Genomic DNA, 19197 nt, shown 5'->3' with positions numbered 1-19197 from the left:
AGCCGGACAACCGACCGGATACGACCGGAAGTCGCCCGAGCGCAGCGCGCGGGAGACGTACGAGAGCGAGAGGTGATCGATGAGCGTCGCGGGATCCACCGGGCCGGTGATGGACCGGGACGAGGTGGACCGTGCGCTGGCGCGGCTGGGCGCGGAGCACGAGGCCGTCGAGACCTCGCTGCTGGCCCTGCAGGACCACGCGGGCCGCCGGCTCCTGGAGGGCGCCGAGCTCACGGGCGTCACCAAGGAGCGCTGGACCGCCGCCGAGGCGTCGATCGGCCTGCTCTGGACCTGCTTCGACGCGTACACCGACGCCTTGCGCTCCGCCCGCGACATACGCGCCCGCCGCCGCTGGTCGAGCCGTGAGGACCTGGCCGAACTGACGGAACTGCTGCGCGGCGAGAGCGTCACGATCGCGGGCGGCGCCGTCGCGGCGGGCACCGGGAGGCTCAGCGAGCGGTTCACCCTGGCCGCCCTCGTGGACCGGATGAACGAGCTGTACGCGTCCTCGCTGGACCTCGTCGTGGCCGCGGACGCGGTCTGGTCGGCGCTGCCCGCCCGCATCGACCTGCTCTCCGCGGAGTTGCAGCGCACCCGCAGGCTGGCGCACTCCGTGGGCGTGCGCCCCGGCGAGCACCCGGCGGGCGACGACCTGGAGCGGATCACCCGCACCCTGGGTGCGCTGCGCGAGCGGGTGGTGTCGGACCCGCTGGCGTACTGGGTCCCCGCGCGCGGGAGCTCGGCGCCCGGCGGCGGCCGGCCGGACACCGCGACGTACGACCGGGAGGCGCGCGCCCTGGAGGACGTGCGGCGGGAGATCGACGCGGTGCTGACGGTGCGCCAGGACGCCGAGGCGCGCCTGGTCAACCTGCGGGACCTGCTGAGCCGTGCGGACCGGACGCTCGCCGAGGCCCGCAGCGCCCGCGGCGAGGTGCTCGCGAAGATCGCCGCGACGGAGGTGCCGGTGGTCAGCGGCCCGCCGACGGCGCTCCAGGAGCAGCTCGCGACGGCGGCCGAGTACCGCAGACACGCGCAGTGGCACCGGCTGTCCCCGCTCCTGGAGGCCCTGGAGCAGCAGGCCGAGGACGAACTGCTGCGCGCCCGCGAGTCGTTGACGGCGGTGACCGCGCCCCTCGCGGTCCGCGCCGAACTGCGCGGACGGCTCGACGCGTACCGGGCCAAGGTCGCCCGGCACGGCCTGGCGGAGGACCCGGAACTGATCGAGCTGTACGAGAAGGCGCGCCGCATGCTGTGGAGCGCGCCCTGCGATCTGCGCGTGGCCGAGCAGGCCGTGCTGCGCTACCAGCGGGCCTCCGCGGAACTGATCGGCGGACCCGGGACGTGAGTGACAGGGGTGATGCGGCGTGAGTGAGCGGCAGGCATGCGGGCGCTCCGGCTGCGACGGGCGCTACGAGGACGTGGGCGGTGGCGAGCTGTACTGCGACACCTGCGGGCTGGCGCCGGAGTCGCCCGACCGCGGGGACGGCTCGCTCGTCTCCCTGGCCACGGGGGTCACCGGGGGCTCCCGTTCGGCTTCCTCGTCCTCCTCGTCCCGGTCGTCGTCCCGACCGTCGTCGCGGTCGTCGTCGCGGTCGTCGTCCCGTTCGTCGTCGCGGTCGTCGTCCCGGTCGTCGAACTCACGGCGGTCGGTGTCCGGGCGGCTGTCCCGCTCGCTGTCGGGCGGCTCCTCGGGCCGCTCGCTCTCGGTCCGCAGTTCCGGCTCGGCCACCGGTTCGTCCGGGCGGGCCCGGCTCGGCATGGGGCTCGTGCAGGTCCCGCAGGTCCCCCGGCCCGACCCGCGCGCGATGGTCCTGGAGAACCCCGAGGTGCCCGAGCACAAGCGGTTCTGCTCGCGCTCGGACTGCGGGGCGCCGGTGGGGCGGGCGCGCGGCGACCGGCCGGGGCGCACGGAGGGCTTCTGCACCAAGTGCGGCCACCCGTACTCGTTCGTGCCGAAGCTGCGGGCCGGGGACGTCGTGCGCGGTCAGTACGAGATCGTGGGCTGTCTGGCGCACGGCGGACTCGGCTGGATCTACCTCGCCGTCGACCACGCGGTGTCCGACCGCTGGGTGGTGCTGAAGGGCCTGCTGGACACCGGTGACCGGGACGCCATGGCCGCCGCGATCTCCGAGCGCCGCTTCCTCGCCGAGATCGAGCACTCCAACATCGTCCGTATCTACAACTTCGTGGAGCACCGCGACCCGCGCACGGAAACGCTCGACGGGTACATCGTCATGGAGTACGTCGGCGGGAAGTCGCTCAAGGAGATCGCCAACTCCCGCCGCACCCCGGCGGGCAGACGCGATCCGCTGCCGGTGGAACAGGCGTGCGCGTACGGCATCGAGGCGCTGGACGCGCTCGGCCACCTGCACAGCCGCAACCTGCTGTACTGCGACTTCAAGGTCGACAACGCCATACAGACCGAGGACCAGCTCAAACTGATCGACATGGGCGCGGTGCGCCGGATGGACGACGACGAGTCGGCGATCTACGGCACGGTGGGCTACCAGGCGCCCGAGGTCGCCGAGGCCGGCCCGTCGGTGGCGAGCGACCTGTACACGGTCGCGCGCACCCTGGCGGTCCTCGCCTTCGACTTCCAGGGCTACACGAACGTCTACGTGGACTCCCTGCCCGACCCCGGCACCGTCGAGGTGTTCCGCCGGTACGAGTCGTTCTACCGCTTACTGGTCCGCGCCACCGACCCCGACCCGGCCCGCCGGTTCGCCTCCGCGCAGGAGATGGCGGAGCAGCTCACGGGCGTACTGCGGGAGGTCGTCTCGCTGCGGACGGGCCGGCCGCGGCCGGCGCTGTCCACCCTGTTCGGGCCCGAACCGAGAGTCCCCGACACGGAGTTGTTCGCGGAGCTGGACGGGGACGTGTCCCGGCTCGGGGCCCGCCCCGTGCCCGCCCGCCCGGTGCCGATACGCCGCAACGGCTCCGCCACCCGTCCGCCGGTGCCGGCCTCGTCGCCGGCGGGGTCGGCGGCGGGGTCGGCGGCGGGGTCGGCGGCGGGGTCGGCGGCGGCCGGTCCGCCCGGGGCCGGTCCGCCCGCGGCCGGTCCGCCCGCGGCCGTCCCGGTCAAGCCGCTGGACACGGCCGCCGCGGCGCTCGCGCTGCCGGTTCCGCACGTCGACCCGGACGACCCGAACGCCGGGTTCCTCACCGGCCTCCTCGCCTCCGTGCCCGCCGAGCTGATCACCGCGCTGCGCGCCGCGCCCACCGGCTCGCCGGAGCTGCGGCTGCGGGAGGTGCGGGCGCTCCTGGAGATGGGCGAGTACACCGGTGCCGCCGACACGCTGGACGCCCTGGAGCGGGACCGCCCCGACGACTGGCGGGTCGTCTGGTACCGGGGCGTGGCGGCGCTCGCGACCGGTGACCACGAGGACGCGGCGCTGGCGTTCGACGCGGTCTACGACGCGTTCCCCGGCGAGCCCGCCCCGAAGCTGGCCCTCGGCCTGTGCGCGGAGCTGCTCGGGCAGCTGGACAACGCCACCGAGTACCACCACCTGGTGTGGACGACCGACCCCAGTTACGTGAGCGCCGCGTTCGGCCTGGCCCGGGTGCGGCTGGCGGCCGGGGACCGCGCCGGCGCCGTCCGGACGCTGGAGTCCGTACCGGAGTCGTCGATCCACTACACGGCGGCCCGCGTCGCCGCCGTCCGGGCGCGGCTGCGGCAGCGGGACCCCGCCGAGGGCGCCGCGAACGGAACGCCGTTCCTCGACGACCTGGTGGCCGCCGCGGAACAGGTCGAGGAGCTGGGCGGATACGGTCTGGGCCCGGTGCGCCGTGAGCAGTTGGCCACAGAGGTCCTTGGCTCCGCCCTGGACTGGGTACTCTCCGGTAGCCAGGGTTCAGCGCCTCCGGCGGGCGACGGACGTGCGCTGCTCGGCAGCCAACTGGACGAGCGAGGCCTCCGCTTCGGCCTGGAACGCTCGTACCGCGCGCTGGCCCGGCTGGCACAGCGCGGTGAGGAAAGGATCGACCTGGTGGAACGTGCCAACCGTTACCGCCCCCGGACGTGGGTGTAATTGATGTCGCAGATGCCCCAGCTGGCCGCCTGCCCGAGCTGTGAGTGGCCCCTCGAATCGGGTGACCGCTTCTGCGGTGCGTGCGGATACGACCTGTCGGTGGTCCCCGCACCGCCGCGGGACACCCCGACGCTCGCCATGAACGGGACGGCATCGCCCCCGCCGCCCGGCGGAACACCGGCAGCCCATGCGCCGGACGGCCTCCCGGGCACCGCCCCGGGCGACTCCTCCCGGACTTCGGGCGTCCGGTTCGACCGGCCGGCCGAGCCCGACGAGTACCCGCTGGCCCCGCCCGTCCCGTCGTCGCCACCCGTCCCGCCGGCCCCGCCGCAGCCCGTCGATCCGCGCACCGCCGGTCACGTCGCCACTCCCCCGGCGGGGGCGCCGACGGGCAGTCCGCCGGGCACTTTGCCGGGCACTTCGCCGGGCACTTCGCCGGGCGGTAGGAAGACCTGTGTCGCCTGTCGCGCGGGCCGGGTGGACCGGGACGGCTACTGCGAGAACTGCGGGCACGCCCAGCCCCGCGAGCGCGATCACATGGAGCTCGAACTGCACGCGGTGGCCGCGGTCAGCGACCGCGGGCTGCGCCACCACCGCAACGAGGACGCGTTCACGATCTCCGCCACCGCGCTGCCCGACGGATCGCCCGCGGTGATCGCGATCGTGTGCGACGGCGTGTCGTCCGCGACCCGCCCCGACGACGCGTCGCTCGCCGCATCCCGCGCGGCCGGCGAGGCGCTGCTGGAGGCACTGCCGCGCGGCGCGCACCCGCAGCAGGCCATGCAGGACGCGATCGTCACCGCGTCCGAGGCGGTCAACCGCCTGGCCGACGAGCCGCGGACGGCCCGTGAGCAGGCCCCGCACCAGAACGCGCCCGCCTGCACCCTGGTGGGCGCCGTCGTGACTCCCACCCTGCTGGTGGTGGGCTGGATCGGGGACAGCCGCGTCTACTGGATCCCCGAGGACCGCACCGCGCCCTCCGCCCGGCTGACCGAGGACGACTCGTGGGCCGCGCAGATGGTGGCCACGGGACTGATGAGCGAGGCCGAGGCGTACGCCGACGAGCGGGCCCACGCCATCACGGGCTGGCTCGGCGCGGACGCGTACGAACTGGAGCCGCACACCGCTTCCTTCAAGCCGGACCGTCCGGGTGTAGTGGTGGTGTGCACCGACGGGCTGTGGAACTACGCGGAGGCGCCCCGCGAGATGGCCGAGGCCGTGCCCCTCGACGCGGCATCACGGCCCTTGCACGCCGCCCAGGTGCTGGTGGGCCACGCCCTCGACGGCGGGGGCCACGACAACGTAACAGTGGCCGTCCTGCCGTTCCCGGCGGCGCCGCAGGGGGCAGGATCGGCCTGAGGGTGCCCACGTGGGCGCCGGCCCGGCCGGACGGGACCGCGGCCGTACCGGCGTCCGCCGACGGTGCGCTTCGGCGTTCGCCGCGGCGTGGGGTCCGTCGTCACGCTGGGTCCGTTTTCACGTGGGGCCCGTCGTCACGTGGGGTCCGTCGTCACGCGGGGTCCGTCGTCACGCGGGGTCCGTCGTCACGCGGGGATCCCGCGACGGACGGCTGTCGCGACGGACGGTCCTCGCGACGGACGGTCCTCGCGACGGACGGGAACGGCCGGGGGCGAAGGCCGGTCGAACAGTCGACGGACAGGCCGGCGCAGGGCGTCGGCCGACGGACCGGAGGGGACCGGTCCGGCTCACGCAGGCACAGTCATCGCCCCACGTCGCCGCGGGGGGCTTCGAGGGGGAGCAGAGAAGGCATGGCCAATTTCTCCAAGTCGAACGTGCCGCAGTTCTCGATGGACGTCTACCAGAACGAGTACCTGCCGGAGGGGGGCCGCGAGGTCAACGCGATCGTGACGGTCAGCGCGACCGGCGGCGGCACCGTCGGCAACGCGGTCACCGCTCCGCACCTGTACTCGCCGGGGCAGGGGCCGTCCGCGGCCGTCGCGATCATGGTCGACTGCTCGGGCTCGATGGACTACCCGCCGACGAAGATGCGCAACGCGCGCGACGCCACGGCCGCCGCGATCGACACCCTGCGCGACGGCGTGTACTTCTCGGTGATCGGCGGCACGCACGTGGCCAAGGAGGTCTATCCGGGCGGTGGCCGGCTCGCCGTCGCCGACGCCATGACCCGCGGCCAGGCCAAACAGGCGCTGCGCAGGCTGAGCGCCGGCGGCGGCACCGCGATCGGCACCTGGCTGCGGCTCGCCGACCGTCTGCTCGCCTCCGCGGACGTCGCGATCCGGCACGGCATCCTGCTCACCGACGGGCGCAACGAGCACGAGTCGCCCGAGGCCCTGAAGACCACGCTGGACGCCTGCGCCGGACGCTTCACCTGTGACGCGCGGGGCGTGGGCACCGACTGGGAGGTCAGCGAGGTCACCGGTATCGCGTCCGCGCTGCTCGGCACCGCCGACATCGTCGCCGATCCGGCCGGTCTGGCCGCCGACTTCACACAGATGATGGAGGCGGCGATGGGCAAGGAGGTGGCGGACGTCTCACTCCGGCTGTGGACACCGGTCGGAACGACGATCAGGTTCGTCAAGCAGGTGGCGCCCACGGTGGCGGACCTGACCGGCCGCCGGACCGAGGCGGGCCCCCGCACCGGTGACTACCCGACGGGATCGTGGGGCGACGAGTCGCGGGACTACCACGTGTGTGTGGAGGTCCCGCCCGGCGGCCTCGGCCAGGAGATGCTGGCCGTACGCGTCTCACTGGTGATCCCCGAAACCGACGGAACCGTACGGAACCTGGGCGCGCAGGGCCTGGTACGGGCGATGTGGACCGACGACATGACGGCCTCCACCTCGATCAACCCGCAGGTCGCGCACTACACGGGTCAGGCCGAACTGGCACAGGCCATCCAACAGGGGCTGGACGCCCGCAAAGCGGGAGACATCGACGGGGCAACCGCCAAGCTCGGACGGGCCGTTCAGCTCGCGAACGTCTCCGGCAACTCCGATACTGCGAAACTGCTCGCGAAGGTGGTGGACGTCGTCGACGCCGTGGCGGGTACTGTGCGACTGAAAGCGAAGGTCGCGGAGGCCGACGAGATGACTCTCGAGACACGGTCGACGAAGACAGTTCGTGTAAAGAAATAAGAAGCATCGAACAACGCAGCGAACAACAGCGAGACCGGACCCCGTCGGGGACCGGACAGCCGGCCACACTGGCCCACGGTGGCCGATCAACCCGGCCCGGACGGCCGGAAGGAAAGGGGGACGCGCCGACATGCCGACCTGCCCGAACGGACACCAGTCGGGTTCCGACGACTGGTGCGAGGTCTGCGGTCACCGCATGCCCGGTGCCGTGCCCCCGCCCCCGCCGCCTCCCCCCGCTCCCGGTTACGGCTACCCGCAGCCGCCCACCGCGGGCGGACGCCCGCCGCACCTGGCCAGCGCACCCGACTACGAACCGGAACTGTGCCCGCAGTGCCGCACGCCCCGTGAGGGCAGCGCGCCCTTCTGCGAGGAGTGCCGGTGGAACTACCTGACGAACACCGCCACCACGTACACCCCGGCCGCGCCCCGGCCCTCATCCTCCGGACCGGGAGGTCCGGGGCGGCCCGGAGGCCCGGCGGGCCACGGCCCCGGCCCCGGCTCCGCCGGCGCCCCGGACTCTCGCGGGCAAGGTGGTCAGGCGGGCTCCGGAGGCTATGGGGGCGCTGGAAACGCCGGAGGATTCGGTGCACCCGGATCAGGCGGGTCCGGGGGACCCGGAGGATCCGGTGGACCCGGAGGACCGGGGGGACCCGGAGGGTCTGGGGGGTCTGGGGGATCGAATCCGGCGCTCAGGTTCCAGCAGCCGCCGGGTCCTCCGTCCTTCGGCGATGACGCGTACGAGTACCAGGGTTCCCGGCCCTCGCAGGTGAACAGGCCGGCGGAGCCGATCCCGCCCGGTCCGCCCTTCGGCGACCCGTCCGGCGGGCCGGGTGGCCCGTCGGCGGGCTACGGCGACCCGTCGCGCACGCCCGGCGGCCCGGGCGGCCCCGGCCGACCGAGCGGCTTCCCCGGCCCGGGCGGCCCCGGCGGATCCGACGGCCCGGATGGCCCCAGCGGTTTCCCCGGCCCCGGCGGTCAAGGCGGTCCGAGCGGACCCGGTGGCCAGGGTGGACCTGGCGGACCGGGTGGCTTCCCCGGCCAGGGCGGCCCCGGCGGCCCCGGCGGGTTCGACCGCCCCGGCGGCCCCGGCGGCTTCCCCGGCCAGGGCGGATCCGGTGACTCCGAAGGCCCCGGCGGACCGAGCGGCTACCCCGGCCCGGGCGGACCCGGTGGGTTCGACCGTCCCGGCGGGCCGGGCGGCTACCCCGGTCGCGGCGGACCCGGCGGGCCGGGCGGCTCCGACGAGCCCGGCGGTCCCGGCGGCTACCCCGGACGGGGCGGATCCGGCAGCCCGAGCGGTCCAGGTGGCCAGGGTGGTACCGGCGGGCCCGGTGGCCCTGGTGGTCCCGGTGGATTCGACCGGCCCGGCGGTCCTGATGGTTTCGACCGGCCCGGCGGTCCCGATGACTTCGATCGGCCCGGCGGTCCGGGTGGCACCGGGGGGCCCGGGCTGCCGCAGGCGTTCCAGCAGCAGTCGGGGCCGTCCGCTCCGCCCGCGTTCCCGCAGGAGACGGGGCGCCAGGGCGGACCGGGCGGACCCGGCGGGGCTCCGCAGCGCGGTGGGCCGCCCTTCGGGGGCGGGAACGACGACTGGGTGATCACGCCGCCGCCGGGCGGCCCCGGTGGTCCGGCAGGTCCGGGGCAGGGCCAGGGCCAGGGCCGGGGCGGTTACGGGTATCCGCAGCCCGGTGCCACGCAGGCGCCGCCCGGTCCCGCGTACGCGCAGCAGCAGCCCGCGACCTGGACCGCGACGATCGGTCCGGACCGCGACTACTTCATGTCGATGATGCAGCGCTCGGGCCCCGAGGCCGCAGGGCTCAACCTGCCCGCGTACTCCCCGGAGCAGCAGCGCCGCCTCACCGGCAACCAGATCACCATCGGGCGTCGCCGGCACTCCACCGGTGACACCCCCGACATCGATCTGGCGGTCCCGCCGGAGGACCCGGGCGTCTCGCACCAGCACGCGGTGCTGGTGCAGCAGCCGGACGGCAGCTGGGCGGTCGTGGACCAGAACTCCACGAACGGCACCACGGTCAACGGTTCCGAGGAGCCCATCCAGCCCTTCGTGCCGGTTCCCCTGCAGGACGGGGACCGGGTCCACGTGGGCGCGTGGACGACGATCACGATCCGGCGCGGCTGAGGGACGGCGCGGGACGTACGCGTCTCACCGGAGGGGCCAGGCGTACGGCCCCTCCGGGTCGTCGAGCCACGCCCACGCGTGCTCACCGCTCACGGTGATCCCGTACCGCTCGCGCGCCGGCCGGCCCTCGTGGTCCCACAGGGCGAGGGCCTCGTGCGGGTCGAGGCTGCCCGCGACCAGCGTGAGCAGGAACCGGAACAGGTCGTTGCCGCCGGCCCGGTGCGGCAGCCCGCCCGGCTGCGGGCGGTCCGGCCCGGGTCCCTCGCCGGCGCCGCGCAACGGCACGAAGTACGCCGGCGTGTGCAGGAACCGCCCCTCGGCGTGCTCGGAGTCCCGTACCCGCAGCGCGACCAGGCCCGTACTCAGGGGTGTCAGGATGCGGGCGCCCGGGACGCACTGCGCGAGCCAGGGGCGCGGGATCGAGGACAGCGCGCAGGTCGCGATGATCCGGTCGTACGGTGCGCGCTCGGGCACCCCGCGCGCTCCGTCTCCGGTGACGACGGCCGGGTGGTAACCGGCGGCGTCCAGGTGCCGGCGCGCCCCCTCGGTGAGGTCGGGGTCCAGGTCGACCGTGGTGACCAGGTCGTCACCGAGACGACGGGCGAGCAGAGCGGCGTTGTAGCCGGTGCCCGCGCCGATCTCCAGGACCCGGTCGCCGTCCGCCACCTCCAGTTCCACCAGCATCTTCGCCATCAGCGAGGGCTGGCTGCTGGAGGAGATCAGTTCACCGTCGCGGACCCGGGTGGCGAGCGGGGCGTCCGCGTACGCCCCGCGCAGCCAGCGCTCGCGCCGCCGCGGGTCGCGTTCCTCGCCCCACAGCCGCTCGTAGCCGCCGCGGACGCCGATGAAGTAGCACGGTACGAAGAGGTGGCGCGGGACCGCCGCGAACGCCTCCCGCCAGACCGGGTCGTCGTCCCAGGCCCCGCTCGCCTCGATCTCGCGCACCAGGGCCGCGCGGGCCTCCGTCGCGAGGTCCTCCAGGCCGTGGTCGAGCGCGTGCGTGCCCATACGTCCACTGTGCTGCGCGATCCGTCCCCGGGCGAGTGCCACGGCCCGCCGGTCCGGAAGCGCTTCGTCCCCGCGGGCCGTGAGCGTTCCGGACGTCACAGGCCCGGGGGCCCGAGGCTCCGGTCCTCCGCCTCCCGGTCTGAGACGATGGAGGCGTGAGAGAGATACGGCGCGGCGAGCTTTCGGAGCAGACCTTCTACGAGCAGGTCGGCGGCGAGGAGACCTTCCGGCGTCTGGTACGCCGTTTCTACGAGGGTGTCGCCGAGGACCCGCTGCTGCGGCCCATGTACCCCGAGGAGGACCTCGGGCCGGCCGAGGAGCGCATGCGGCTCTTCCTCATCCAGTACTGGGGCGGCCCCACCACGTACAGCGAGCGGCGCGGCCACCCCCGGCTGCGGATGCGGCACGCCCCGTTCACCGTCGACCGGGCCGCGCACGACGCCTGGCTGAAGCACATGCGGGCGGCCGTCGACGAGCTCGGCCTCTCCGAGGAGCACGAGCGGACGCTGTGGAACTACCTGACGTACGCGGCCGCCTCCATGGTGAACGCCCCGGGCTGACGCCGTTCACCTCCTGATCACAATCGGATCAAGAACCGTGCACAGGCGCTGACAGCGGCTCCCCGCCTTCTGCGAGGATCTTCCGGAGACCCGGAAGGCGGCTGACGGGGGGGCCGGGTGACAGGGTTAGTGATCCTGCGTGCGCGGGCGCATCGTCTGCTGCTCGCCGCCGCGCTGTTCACCGTTCTGCTGACCACGGCAGTCCTGGCGGCCCTGACCGCGTACGCGGGCGCGATCGGTGACGCGGCCCTGCGCCGGACGCTCTCCTCTTCCGAGAACGCCGCCGGCACCGCGCTGATCGTCAGGGCGGACACCCCCGCCCCGGACGGGCGGGCCGCCGCCGAGAGCGCCGTACGGGAAGGCGCCCGGCGGACCTTCGACGGGCTGCCGGTGACGTTGCGCACGCTGGTGCGCTCCGGCTCGTACGCCCTGCCGCACTCCCTCCAGCCGGGCTCCGCCCCCTCCGACCGCCCCGACGACCGCCCCGACGACCGTCCCGACCTGACGCACCTCGCGGCGCTGGACCACTCGCAGATCCGGATCACCGAAGGGCGGCTGCCGCGCGCGCCCGGGAGCGGGGCCGAGATCGAGGTGGCCCTGCCGCGGTCCGCCGCCGCGCCGCTCGGGCTGCGGCCCGGCGCCCGGCTCACCCTCACCGACCGCCTCGGCGGACCGGCGGTGCAGGTGCGGGTCACCGGCCTCTACCGTCCCGCGGAGGCCACCGCGGCGTACTGGGAACTGGACGACCTGGGCGGCCGCGGGGTGCACACGGTCTCCTTCACCACGTACGGCCCGCTGCTCGCCGACCCCTCCGCGCTCACCGGCGGCCGGGTCGCCGCCGGGCAGTCCGCCTGGCTCGCGACCGCCGACTTCTCCACCGTGACCACGGACCGGATCGGCGCCCTGCGGCAGGCGGCGCGCGACGGTGCGGCCGCGCTGGAGGAGTCCGGCACGCCGGAGGGGACGGCCACCGCGACGACCGCCCTGCCCGAGGTGCTGGACCGGGTCGAACGCGCGCTGCTCGTGTCCCGCTCGACCCTGCTGGTCGCGGCGCTGCTGCTGGCCCTGCTCGCCGGGTACGCGCTGCTGCTGGTGGCCCGGCTGCTGAGCACGGAACGCGCGGAGGAGACACGGCTGCTGAGGGCACGGGGCGGGTCGCCGGGGCGGATCGCGGGACTCGCCGCGCTGGAGGCGCTGCTGCTCGCGGTGCCGGCGGCCGTCTGCGCCCCGCTGCTGGCCGGACCGCTCGCGGGGCTGCTCGCCGGGCAGGGGGCACCGGCCCGGATCGGGATGCGCCTCGACACCTCGGGCACCGGCCCGCAGGTGTGGCTGGTCGCGACCGGTGTGGCCCTGGGGTGCGCGCTGGCGGTGACCGTGCCGGCGCCCGCCTCGGGCCGCTTCCCGGTGCGCCGGGCGCGCGCCCTGCCCGGCGCGCTGCGCGCCGGGGCGGACATCGGGCTGCTGGTGGTCGCCGCCGTCGCGTACTGGCAGTTGAGCCGCCGGACCGGCGGAACCGTGACCGGCGGCTCCACGGAAACCCTGGGCGTCGACCCGCTCCTGGTGACGGCCCCCGCCCTCGCCCTGCTCGCCGGCACCGTCGTCACCCTGCGGCTGCTGCCGCCCGTGGCCCGGCTCGCCGAACGCCGCGCCGCTCGTGGCCGCGGCCTGCCGGCCGCCCTGGCGAGCTGGCAGTTCAGCCGCCGCCCGGCCCACGCCGCCGGCCCCGTCCTGCTCCTGGTCCTCGCGGTGGCCCTGGGCATGCTGGCGATCGGCGAGGGCGCCTCCTGGAACCGTTCGCAGGACGACCAGGCCGACTTCCGGGCCGGTACGGACATCCGCTTCCTCGGTACCGGCCAGGGTGGAACGGGCGGTGCGGGACTCCACGAGGACGTCGACGGCGTACGGGAGATCGCGCCCGCCGTCCGTACGGACCTGCCGCTGTCCGGCAACCGGACGGCGACCGTGCTGGCGCTGGACACGGAGCACGCGGCCGACGGGCTGCGCATGCGCCCCGACCTGGCCGCCGCGGGAGCCGGTCGCCCGCTGTCGGAGGGGCTCGCGCCGGAGGACGCGACGGCCGGGATGCCGCTGCCGGAACGGACCGCGCGGCTCCGGGCGACGCTGCGTCTGGGCACCGACCGCGCCGGCGGCACCGCGGCGGACGTCTCGGTCACCGTGGAGGACCGCCACGGTGTGCCGTACCGGCTCCCGGTCGGTGAACTCGCCGCCGACGGACGGCCCCACGACCTGACCCTGGATCTCGCGGCCACCGCCGGGGGCCCGGCGGGCCTCGCGGCCGGGCCGCTGGTGCTGACGGCCCTGCAACTGGACGTGGCGCAGCCGGCCGAGCGGTCCGAACGGCACCGTCTGACGGTCGAGGAGCTGACCGCCGTCGCCGCCGACGGGCGACAGCGGCCGTTGCCGGTCCCCGACACCTGGACGGCCGTCTCGCGCACCGACGGTTCCCCGGCGCCCCAGGACGCCGCCGCCCGTCCGGAGCCCGCGCGCGTGGAGACGGCACCGCCCGGTCCCTTCGTGGTCGTCTACGGCACCGGTCACCTCCCCCGCGGAACGGCCGGGACGGACGGTGCGACCGGTGCCACCGGGTCCGTGACGGTCCGGCTCCAGGTGACGCGGCCCGCGGCGGCCGAGGTGACGGGCGTCGCCACCGACCGGTTCATGGCGTCGGCCGGGATCACACGCACCGGGCAGCGGGTGGACGTGCCGTTCGGGAACTCCACCGTGCCGGTCCGGGTCGTGCGGACGGTACGGGCGCTGCCGACCACCGGGACGGGCGGCGCGGGTGACGGCGGCGCCCTGCTGGTGGATCTGCGGTCCGTGAACCGGGTGCTGCAGGACCGCGCCGGGGAGAGCGCCGGGCCCACCGAGTGGTGGCTGCGGACGGAACCGGGCGCGGCGGCACGGGTCGCAGCGGAGTTGCGCGCGCGGCCGGACGTCGATCCGTCGCAGGTCGTCGTACGGGACGAGATCGCGGACCGGCTGCGGGACGACCCGTTCGGGGCGGGCTCCGAGGCCGCGTTCGCCGCGGCGGCCGTGGTCGCCGCCGTACTGGCGGCGGTGGGGTTCGCGGTGAGCACGGCGGGCTCCCTGCGGGAGCGCGGGGCCGAGTTTGCGGTGCTGCGGGCACTCGGCACGTCCCGCCGCCGGCTCGCCCGGTCGATCGCCGCGGAGCTCGGGCTGCTGACCGCGCTGGCACTGGCGGTGGGCGTCACCCTCGGCACCGTCCTGACCCGGGCGGTGATCCCGCTGATCGTCCTCACCCCGCAGGCGGCCCGCCCGCTGCCGGAGGTTCTGGTGGAGCTGCCCGTGTCCCGTGTGGTCCTGCTGCTGGCGGCCGTGGCGGTGGTACCGCTCGTGGCCACGGGTGTCCTGGCGGTACGACGGCCGGACGCGGCGGTCTCCGGTCCGCGGCGGCAGGGAGGTGCGTGACATGGGCGCGTGGGTGCGCATCCGGTTGCGGGCCGCGCCCGGGGCGGCGTGTGCGCTGGCCCTGCTGGTGGCGTTCACGGCGTGTCTGGCGGCCGCGTTCCCGCGCGTGGTCGACCGGTACGAGGACACGGGGCTGCGCCGGGCCGTCGCGGACGCGCCGCCCCACCGCACGACCGTGCAGTTCGTCGATCCCTCCGCCGCGGGCGAGTCCCCTCCGGACGAACAGGAGTCGTCCCTGCGCCCCGACACCCTCCACGAGCGGTACACCGGCATCCTGGCCGCCGTCGAGCGCCCCCTCGCCGTCGACCGTGCCCGGTCGGCCCACGGCGTCAGCACCACCGAAGCCCTCGCCGTCCCCGACCCCTGGCTGCCCCGGCCGGCCGGGCTGCCCGCCCGGATGACGCTCGCCACACGGAGCGACCTCGCCGGCCACTCCCGGCTGCGTGAGGGACGCCTGCCGCGCACGGACGGGACCGTCACCGCGGCCACCGCCGCGGTGGAGGCCGCGGTGACCGCCGAGACGGCGAAGACGCTGCGCATCGAGGTCGGTTCGGTGATCCACGTCCCGCGTCCCGGGGACCCCCTCCCCGTACGTGTCACCGGCATCGTCACCCCGCTCGACCCCCGGGGCGCGTACTGGTCGGCGCAGCCCCTGCTGCGCGCGCCGTCCCTGGCGCGGCTGCCCGACGCGGGCCCCGACAGCATCTACTGGCACGGTGCCCTGCTCCTCGCCCCGGAAGCGGCCCCGGTCCTGCTCGGTACGGAGGGTGCCCCCTGGTCCTATTGGGATCTCGCCCCGGACACCCGGGCCTTGACCGCACGCGACCTGCCCGCGCTGTCCTCCTCCCTCGCCTCGCTGGTGTCGGGTCCCGGTCTGCGGGCGGTGCGTGAGTCCATCGGTGACTCGGCGTACGCGAGCACCGACCTCGACGAGGTGCTCGGGTCCCATCAGCTGCTGCGCTCCGGCGTCGCGCCGCTCGTCTCCGTGGCCGCGTCCGGCGCGGGGACCGTGGCGGCCGTGGTGCTGCTCATGGCGGGCGGCCTCGCCGCGGACCGCCGCCGCGCGGAACTCGCCCTCCTGCGCGCCCGCGGCTGCTCCCTGCCCGGTCTCACGGGGCGCCTGCTGGCCGAGACGGCGGTGGTCGCGGTCCCCGCGGGCGCGGCCGGTCTGGTGGCCGCCCTGCTCGCGGTCCCGTCGGGGCGCCGCGCGTACGCCGTGGCCGCCGCGGCCGGGGTCACCCTCGTCGCCTGTCTCTCCCTGCCCCTGCGCGCGGCGGCCCGGCACGCCGTCGTACGGTTCCACGGCGGCCGCGAGGACGTGACCTCCGTACGGCCGTCGCGGCGCCGTACGGTCGCCGAACTCACCGTGCTGGCGCTGGCGCTGGGCGCGGTCGTGACGCTGCGGATGCGGGGGACGGACTCCGCCGACCAGCTGGTCTCGGCGGCCCCTGTCCTGGTGGGCGTCATCGCCGCGCTGGTGCTGGCGCGGCTGTATCCGTTGCCTTTGCGCCTGCTGGCCCGGCCCGTCGGCCGGCTGCGGGGAGCGGTGGCGCATCTGTCGCTGGCCCGCGCGGGCCGTACGTCCGCCCCCGCCGTGCTCCCGCTGCTCGCCCTGCTGACCGCGCTGACGACCGTCGCGTTCGGCACCTCGGTGCTCACGGGGGTCACCGGCCTCCGCGACCGCGCGGCCGTCTCGGCGACCGGGGCGGACGCCCGGCTCGAGTCGTCCAAGCCCCTGCCCGGCGGCCTGGCGGAGCAGGTGCGGCGCGTCTCCGGCGTACGGGAGGTCACCGCGGTGAGCCGGGACGAGGCGATCCCCGACAACGGGGGCGCGAGGGTCCCGATGGCGGGCGTCGACCCCGAGGCATACGCGGAGCTCGCGCGGCGGACCGGGCTCGGCGCCTTCCCCGCACCCGATCTCACGTTCCCCGGGCCGGCGGGGGCCGCCCTTCCGGCGCTGGCGTCCCCGTCCGTCGCCGAACGCCTCGGGTCCCGCCCCTTCACCGTGAGTCTCTGGGGCGAACCCACACCGGTGCGGATCGTCCTGGTCCGCGAGACGACGCCGGCCGTGCTCGGCACCGAGTTCCTGGTGGTCGACCGCGCCGGGCTCACTCCCCGGCAGGCACGCCCGACGGCGCTGCTGGTGACCGGTGACCGGCTGGACGGAGCGGCGCTGCGCGCGCCCGCGGGGCCGGACGTGAGCGTCCGCCTGCTGTCGGAGACCCGGGCCCGGTACGTCGACTCGCCCCTGCAGTCCGGTGCCGAACGCGTCTACACGGCGTCGGTCGCGGCCGGCGCCGGTTACACCGCGCTGGCCCTCGTCCTCACCCTGGCCCGCGCGGCACCCGAACGCCGCGCCCTGCTCGCCCGGTTGCGCACCATGGGCCTGACCCGTGCGCAGGGCCGCCGGCTGCTGGTCCTCGAGTCCCTGCCGCAGGCCGTGCTGGCCGCCCTGGGCGGCATCCTCGCGGGCTGGGCCGCCGTCCGTCTCCTCGCGCCCGGCATCGACCTGACGGCCGTCGCCCTCGGTGACACGGTGTCCCCGCCACCCGCCGGCCCCCACCTCGGCACGGACGCCTGGTCCCTGCTCCTTCCCGCGCTCTGTGTCGTCGCCCTGACCACGGGCGTCGCGGCGGCACAGGCCTGGTGGACGGGCAGACGGGGAGCGGTGCGGGAGCTGAGGGTCGGTGACGCACGATGACTTCGAGCCCCCTCGCGCCGACCACCACGGGAGCCGCCCCATGACCAGCACGGGCCCCACCTTCGCCGACCTCGCCCACCGCGCGGCGGCCCACCGCGACCGCCCCGCCTACGGCCACGACGCCCTGATCACCTGCGACCGGCTGGTCCGGGTCTTCGCGACGGACGGGGTGGAGGTGCAGGCGCTCCAGGGACTCGACCTCACCGTGCGGGAGGGCGAGTTGATGGCGCTCGTCGGTGCCTCGGGCAGCGGCAAGTCCACCCTGATGAACATCCTCGCCGGTCTCGACACCCCGACGGCGGGAGCGGCCCGCGTCGCCGGCCGCGACCTGCTGACGATGACGGGCCGGGACCGCCTCCGCTACCGGCGTGAGGTCGTCGGCTTCGTCTGGCAGCAGACCGCCCGCAACCTGCTCCCCTACCTCACCGCCGCCCAGAACGTGGCGCTCCCCCTGCGGCTGAGCGGCTCCCGCACCCGACGCCGGGCCCGCGCCGCACGCGTCGCGGAGCTGCTGGAGCTGCTGGAGGTCGCCGACTGCCACGACCGCCGCCCGCACGAGATGTCGGGCGGCCAGCAGCAGCGCGTCGCCATCGCGGTCGCCCTGGCGAACTCCCCGGACGTGCTGCTCGCCGACGAACCCACCGGTGAGCTGGACTCCCACACCGCCGGGCAGATCTTCGCCGCGTTCCGCACCGCCAACGAGCACCTGGGCACGACCATCGTGATCGTCACCCATGACCAGGCGGTCGCGAGCGAGGTCCGCCGCACGGTCGCCATCCGCGACGGCCGCACCTCCACGGAGGTCCTCCGCCGCACCGAGGTGGACGCGGCCACCGGCGAGGAGGCGCTCGTCGCCCGCGAGTACGCCATGCTCGACCGCGCGGGCCGCCTCCAGCTCCCCGCCGAGTACACCGAGACCCTCGGCATGCGCGACCGCGTGGCGCTGGAACTGGAGCGGGATCACATCGGCGTCTGGCCCGACGACGACAACGGCAGCGGCGACGACGGCAGCGGCAGGACCGGCTGATCCGAAGCGCGGGCGCGACCGTCAGCGGCGCACGCTGACGTCCAGGGCACCCAGTCCCGCGCGGCGCACGGCGATCGACCCGTACGGCGTGCGCAGCCTCAGCCAGGCTCCCGACGAGAGGAGTCCCAGCTCCCCAGGGCCGCCGGGCGCGCCCGTGCCGCGGGGCCGCAGGAAGCCCAGTGCCTGCGCCGCGTGCGCGGCCCGCACCGGGAGACCGGTGGCGCCGATCGTCCGGGACCATATCTCCCGGCCGATCCGGTCGAGTTCGGCCCGGGTGCGGCGCTCGGGCGCCAACTCCCCCGTGCGCGACCGGAACTCCGCCACCACGGCGGCGACCAGGGTGCGCACGGCGTCGGGCTCCGGCAGTCCGGGCTCCGGCCGCCAGCCGCCGCGCGGGGGCAGCACCCCGGCCCACGGCGGCCCGGTGACCGCGGCCGGCACGGCCGCGGTGGCCGCCGTCTCGTCGACGGAGTCCAGCAGTTCACCGGCCGACACGGTCACGTCGAGGGTCTCGTCGAGCCCGTGCCCGTACGGCTTCGCCAGCCGTGCCGTCCGGATCGCGAGGACCTCGAACGACGGCGGCCGTCCGAACACGGCCAGCGTCGTGCCGGCCGCCTGGAGGCGCACCGCGGCCGCGCGGTCGTAGTGGAGCAGCCGCCCGAGGAAGGCGGCCAGGTCGGCCGCCTCCCCCTCGTCGGCGAGGTGGAGCACCGTCATGCCGCGACGGCCTCGTCCCCGTCACGGTCGGCGCCTGCGGCGTCCCGGGCTCCGGCGGTGCCGTCGTCCGTGTACTCCCGCAGGAACTCCTTCTCCTCGGCGGTGATCCGGCGCGGCCGCCCGGCCTCGAAGTCGAACGGCACTATCACCGTCGAGGCCCGGACGTAGACCTGGTCCGGGTCCTTGACCTCGTAGGCGAGCGTGAAGGACGCGGCCCTGATCTCCGTGACCCACAGCTCGATGTCCACCGGCGCGTGCCGGTGGACGAGCTGGCGCTTGTAGTCGATCTCATGGCGCGCCACCACGGACCCCTGCTGGAAGTCCTTGTCCGGGCGGAACAGGAAGTCGATACGGGCTTCCTCCAGGTAGCGGAGGAAGACCACGTTGTTGACGTGGCCGTACGCGTCCATGTCCGCCCAGCGCAGCGGGCAGCGGTAGAGGTGCCGCAAG

At 75.5% G+C, this 19197-nt stretch carries 13 protein-coding genes; 9 read left to right on the top strand and 4 right to left on the bottom strand.

Annotated features, from left to right (window positions below; genetic code table 11):
• Positions 1-79 precede the first annotated feature (79 nt).
• Entirely contained in the window at positions 80-1345 is a 1266-nt protein-coding gene (locus IEZ04_RS13025) for a hypothetical protein (RefSeq protein WP_189216951.1), read from the top strand.
• 63 nt (positions 1346-1408) lie between these two features.
• Here the strand turns inward: IEZ04_RS13025 and IEZ04_RS36240 are convergent, their stop codons facing one another.
• Positions 1409-1759 carry a hypothetical protein gene (locus tag IEZ04_RS36240; RefSeq protein WP_428838045.1) on the bottom strand — a complete coding sequence of 117 codons (351 nt, stop codon included), beginning with the start codon at positions 1757-1759 and terminating at the stop codon, positions 1409-1411.
• Between IEZ04_RS36240 and IEZ04_RS13020 the strand changes: the two genes are divergently transcribed.
• The 4 genes from IEZ04_RS13020 to IEZ04_RS13005 all read left to right on the top strand — a co-directional run bounded on the left by IEZ04_RS13020 (position 1758) and on the right by IEZ04_RS13005 (position 9284).
• Complete coding sequence (locus IEZ04_RS13020) at positions 1758-4028, top strand: serine/threonine-protein kinase (RefSeq protein ID WP_428838044.1); 2271 nt, start codon at positions 1758-1760, stop codon at positions 4026-4028. The two genes, IEZ04_RS36240 and IEZ04_RS13020, sit on opposite strands and share 2 nt — an antisense overlap.
• Positions 4029-4031: 3 nt before the next feature.
• Positions 4032-5387, top strand: a complete 1356-nt coding sequence (locus IEZ04_RS13015; protein ID WP_189216949.1) for a PP2C family protein-serine/threonine phosphatase — start codon at positions 4032-4034, stop codon at positions 5385-5387.
• Between the two features lie 410 nt (positions 5388-5797).
• Positions 5798-7144, top strand: a complete 1347-nt coding sequence (locus tag IEZ04_RS13010; RefSeq protein WP_189216948.1) for a VWA domain-containing protein — start codon at positions 5798-5800, stop codon at positions 7142-7144.
• Positions 7145-7274: 130 nt separating this feature from the next.
• Positions 7275-9284 carry an FHA domain-containing protein gene (locus IEZ04_RS13005; RefSeq protein WP_189216947.1) on the top strand — a complete coding sequence of 670 codons (2010 nt, stop codon included), beginning with the start codon at positions 7275-7277 and terminating at the stop codon, positions 9282-9284.
• Positions 9285-9308: 24 nt separating this feature from the next.
• Here the strand turns inward: IEZ04_RS13005 and IEZ04_RS13000 are convergent, their stop codons facing one another.
• Entirely contained in the window at positions 9309-10292 is a 984-nt protein-coding gene (locus tag IEZ04_RS13000; protein WP_189216946.1) for a methyltransferase domain-containing protein, read from the bottom strand.
• Positions 10293-10447: 155 nt separating this feature from the next.
• Between IEZ04_RS13000 and IEZ04_RS12995 the strand changes: the two genes are divergently transcribed.
• From IEZ04_RS12995 to IEZ04_RS12980, 4 genes are all read left to right on the top strand, one after another.
• Entirely contained in the window at positions 10448-10852 is a 405-nt protein-coding gene (locus IEZ04_RS12995; protein WP_189216945.1) for a globin, read from the top strand.
• Between the two features lie 129 nt (positions 10853-10981).
• Complete coding sequence (locus IEZ04_RS12990) at positions 10982-14302, top strand: FtsX-like permease family protein (RefSeq protein WP_189217154.1); 3321 nt, start codon at positions 10982-10984, stop codon at positions 14300-14302.
• A gap of 1 nt (position 14303) precedes the next feature.
• Positions 14304-17003, top strand: coding sequence for an FtsX-like permease family protein (locus tag IEZ04_RS12985; RefSeq protein WP_189216944.1), 2700 nt, complete (start codon positions 14304-14306; stop codon positions 17001-17003).
• A 40-nt stretch (positions 17004-17043) separates the two neighbouring features.
• On the top strand, positions 17044-18030 hold the full coding sequence (locus IEZ04_RS12980; RefSeq protein WP_189216943.1) for an ABC transporter ATP-binding protein: 987 nt from the start codon (positions 17044-17046) through the stop codon (positions 18028-18030).
• A gap of 21 nt (positions 18031-18051) precedes the next feature.
• On the opposite strand, the gene IEZ04_RS12975 is transcribed toward IEZ04_RS12980, so the two are convergent.
• Entirely contained in the window at positions 18052-18747 is a 696-nt protein-coding gene (locus IEZ04_RS12975; protein WP_189216942.1) for a DUF8010 domain-containing protein, read from the bottom strand.
• Entirely contained in the window at positions 18744-19196 is a 453-nt protein-coding gene (locus IEZ04_RS12970; RefSeq protein ID WP_189216941.1) for an acyl-CoA thioesterase, read from the bottom strand. Before IEZ04_RS12970 ends, IEZ04_RS12975 begins: the two co-directional genes overlap by 4 nt.
• Between the last annotated feature and the right edge of the window lies 1 nt (position 19197).

Origin of the sequence: Streptomyces ruber (assembly GCF_014648075.1) — a bacterium.
Lineage (GTDB): Bacteria > Actinomycetota > Actinomycetes > Streptomycetales > Streptomycetaceae > Streptomyces > Streptomyces ruber.
This window is presented reverse-complemented; position numbering and strand designations above follow the sequence as displayed.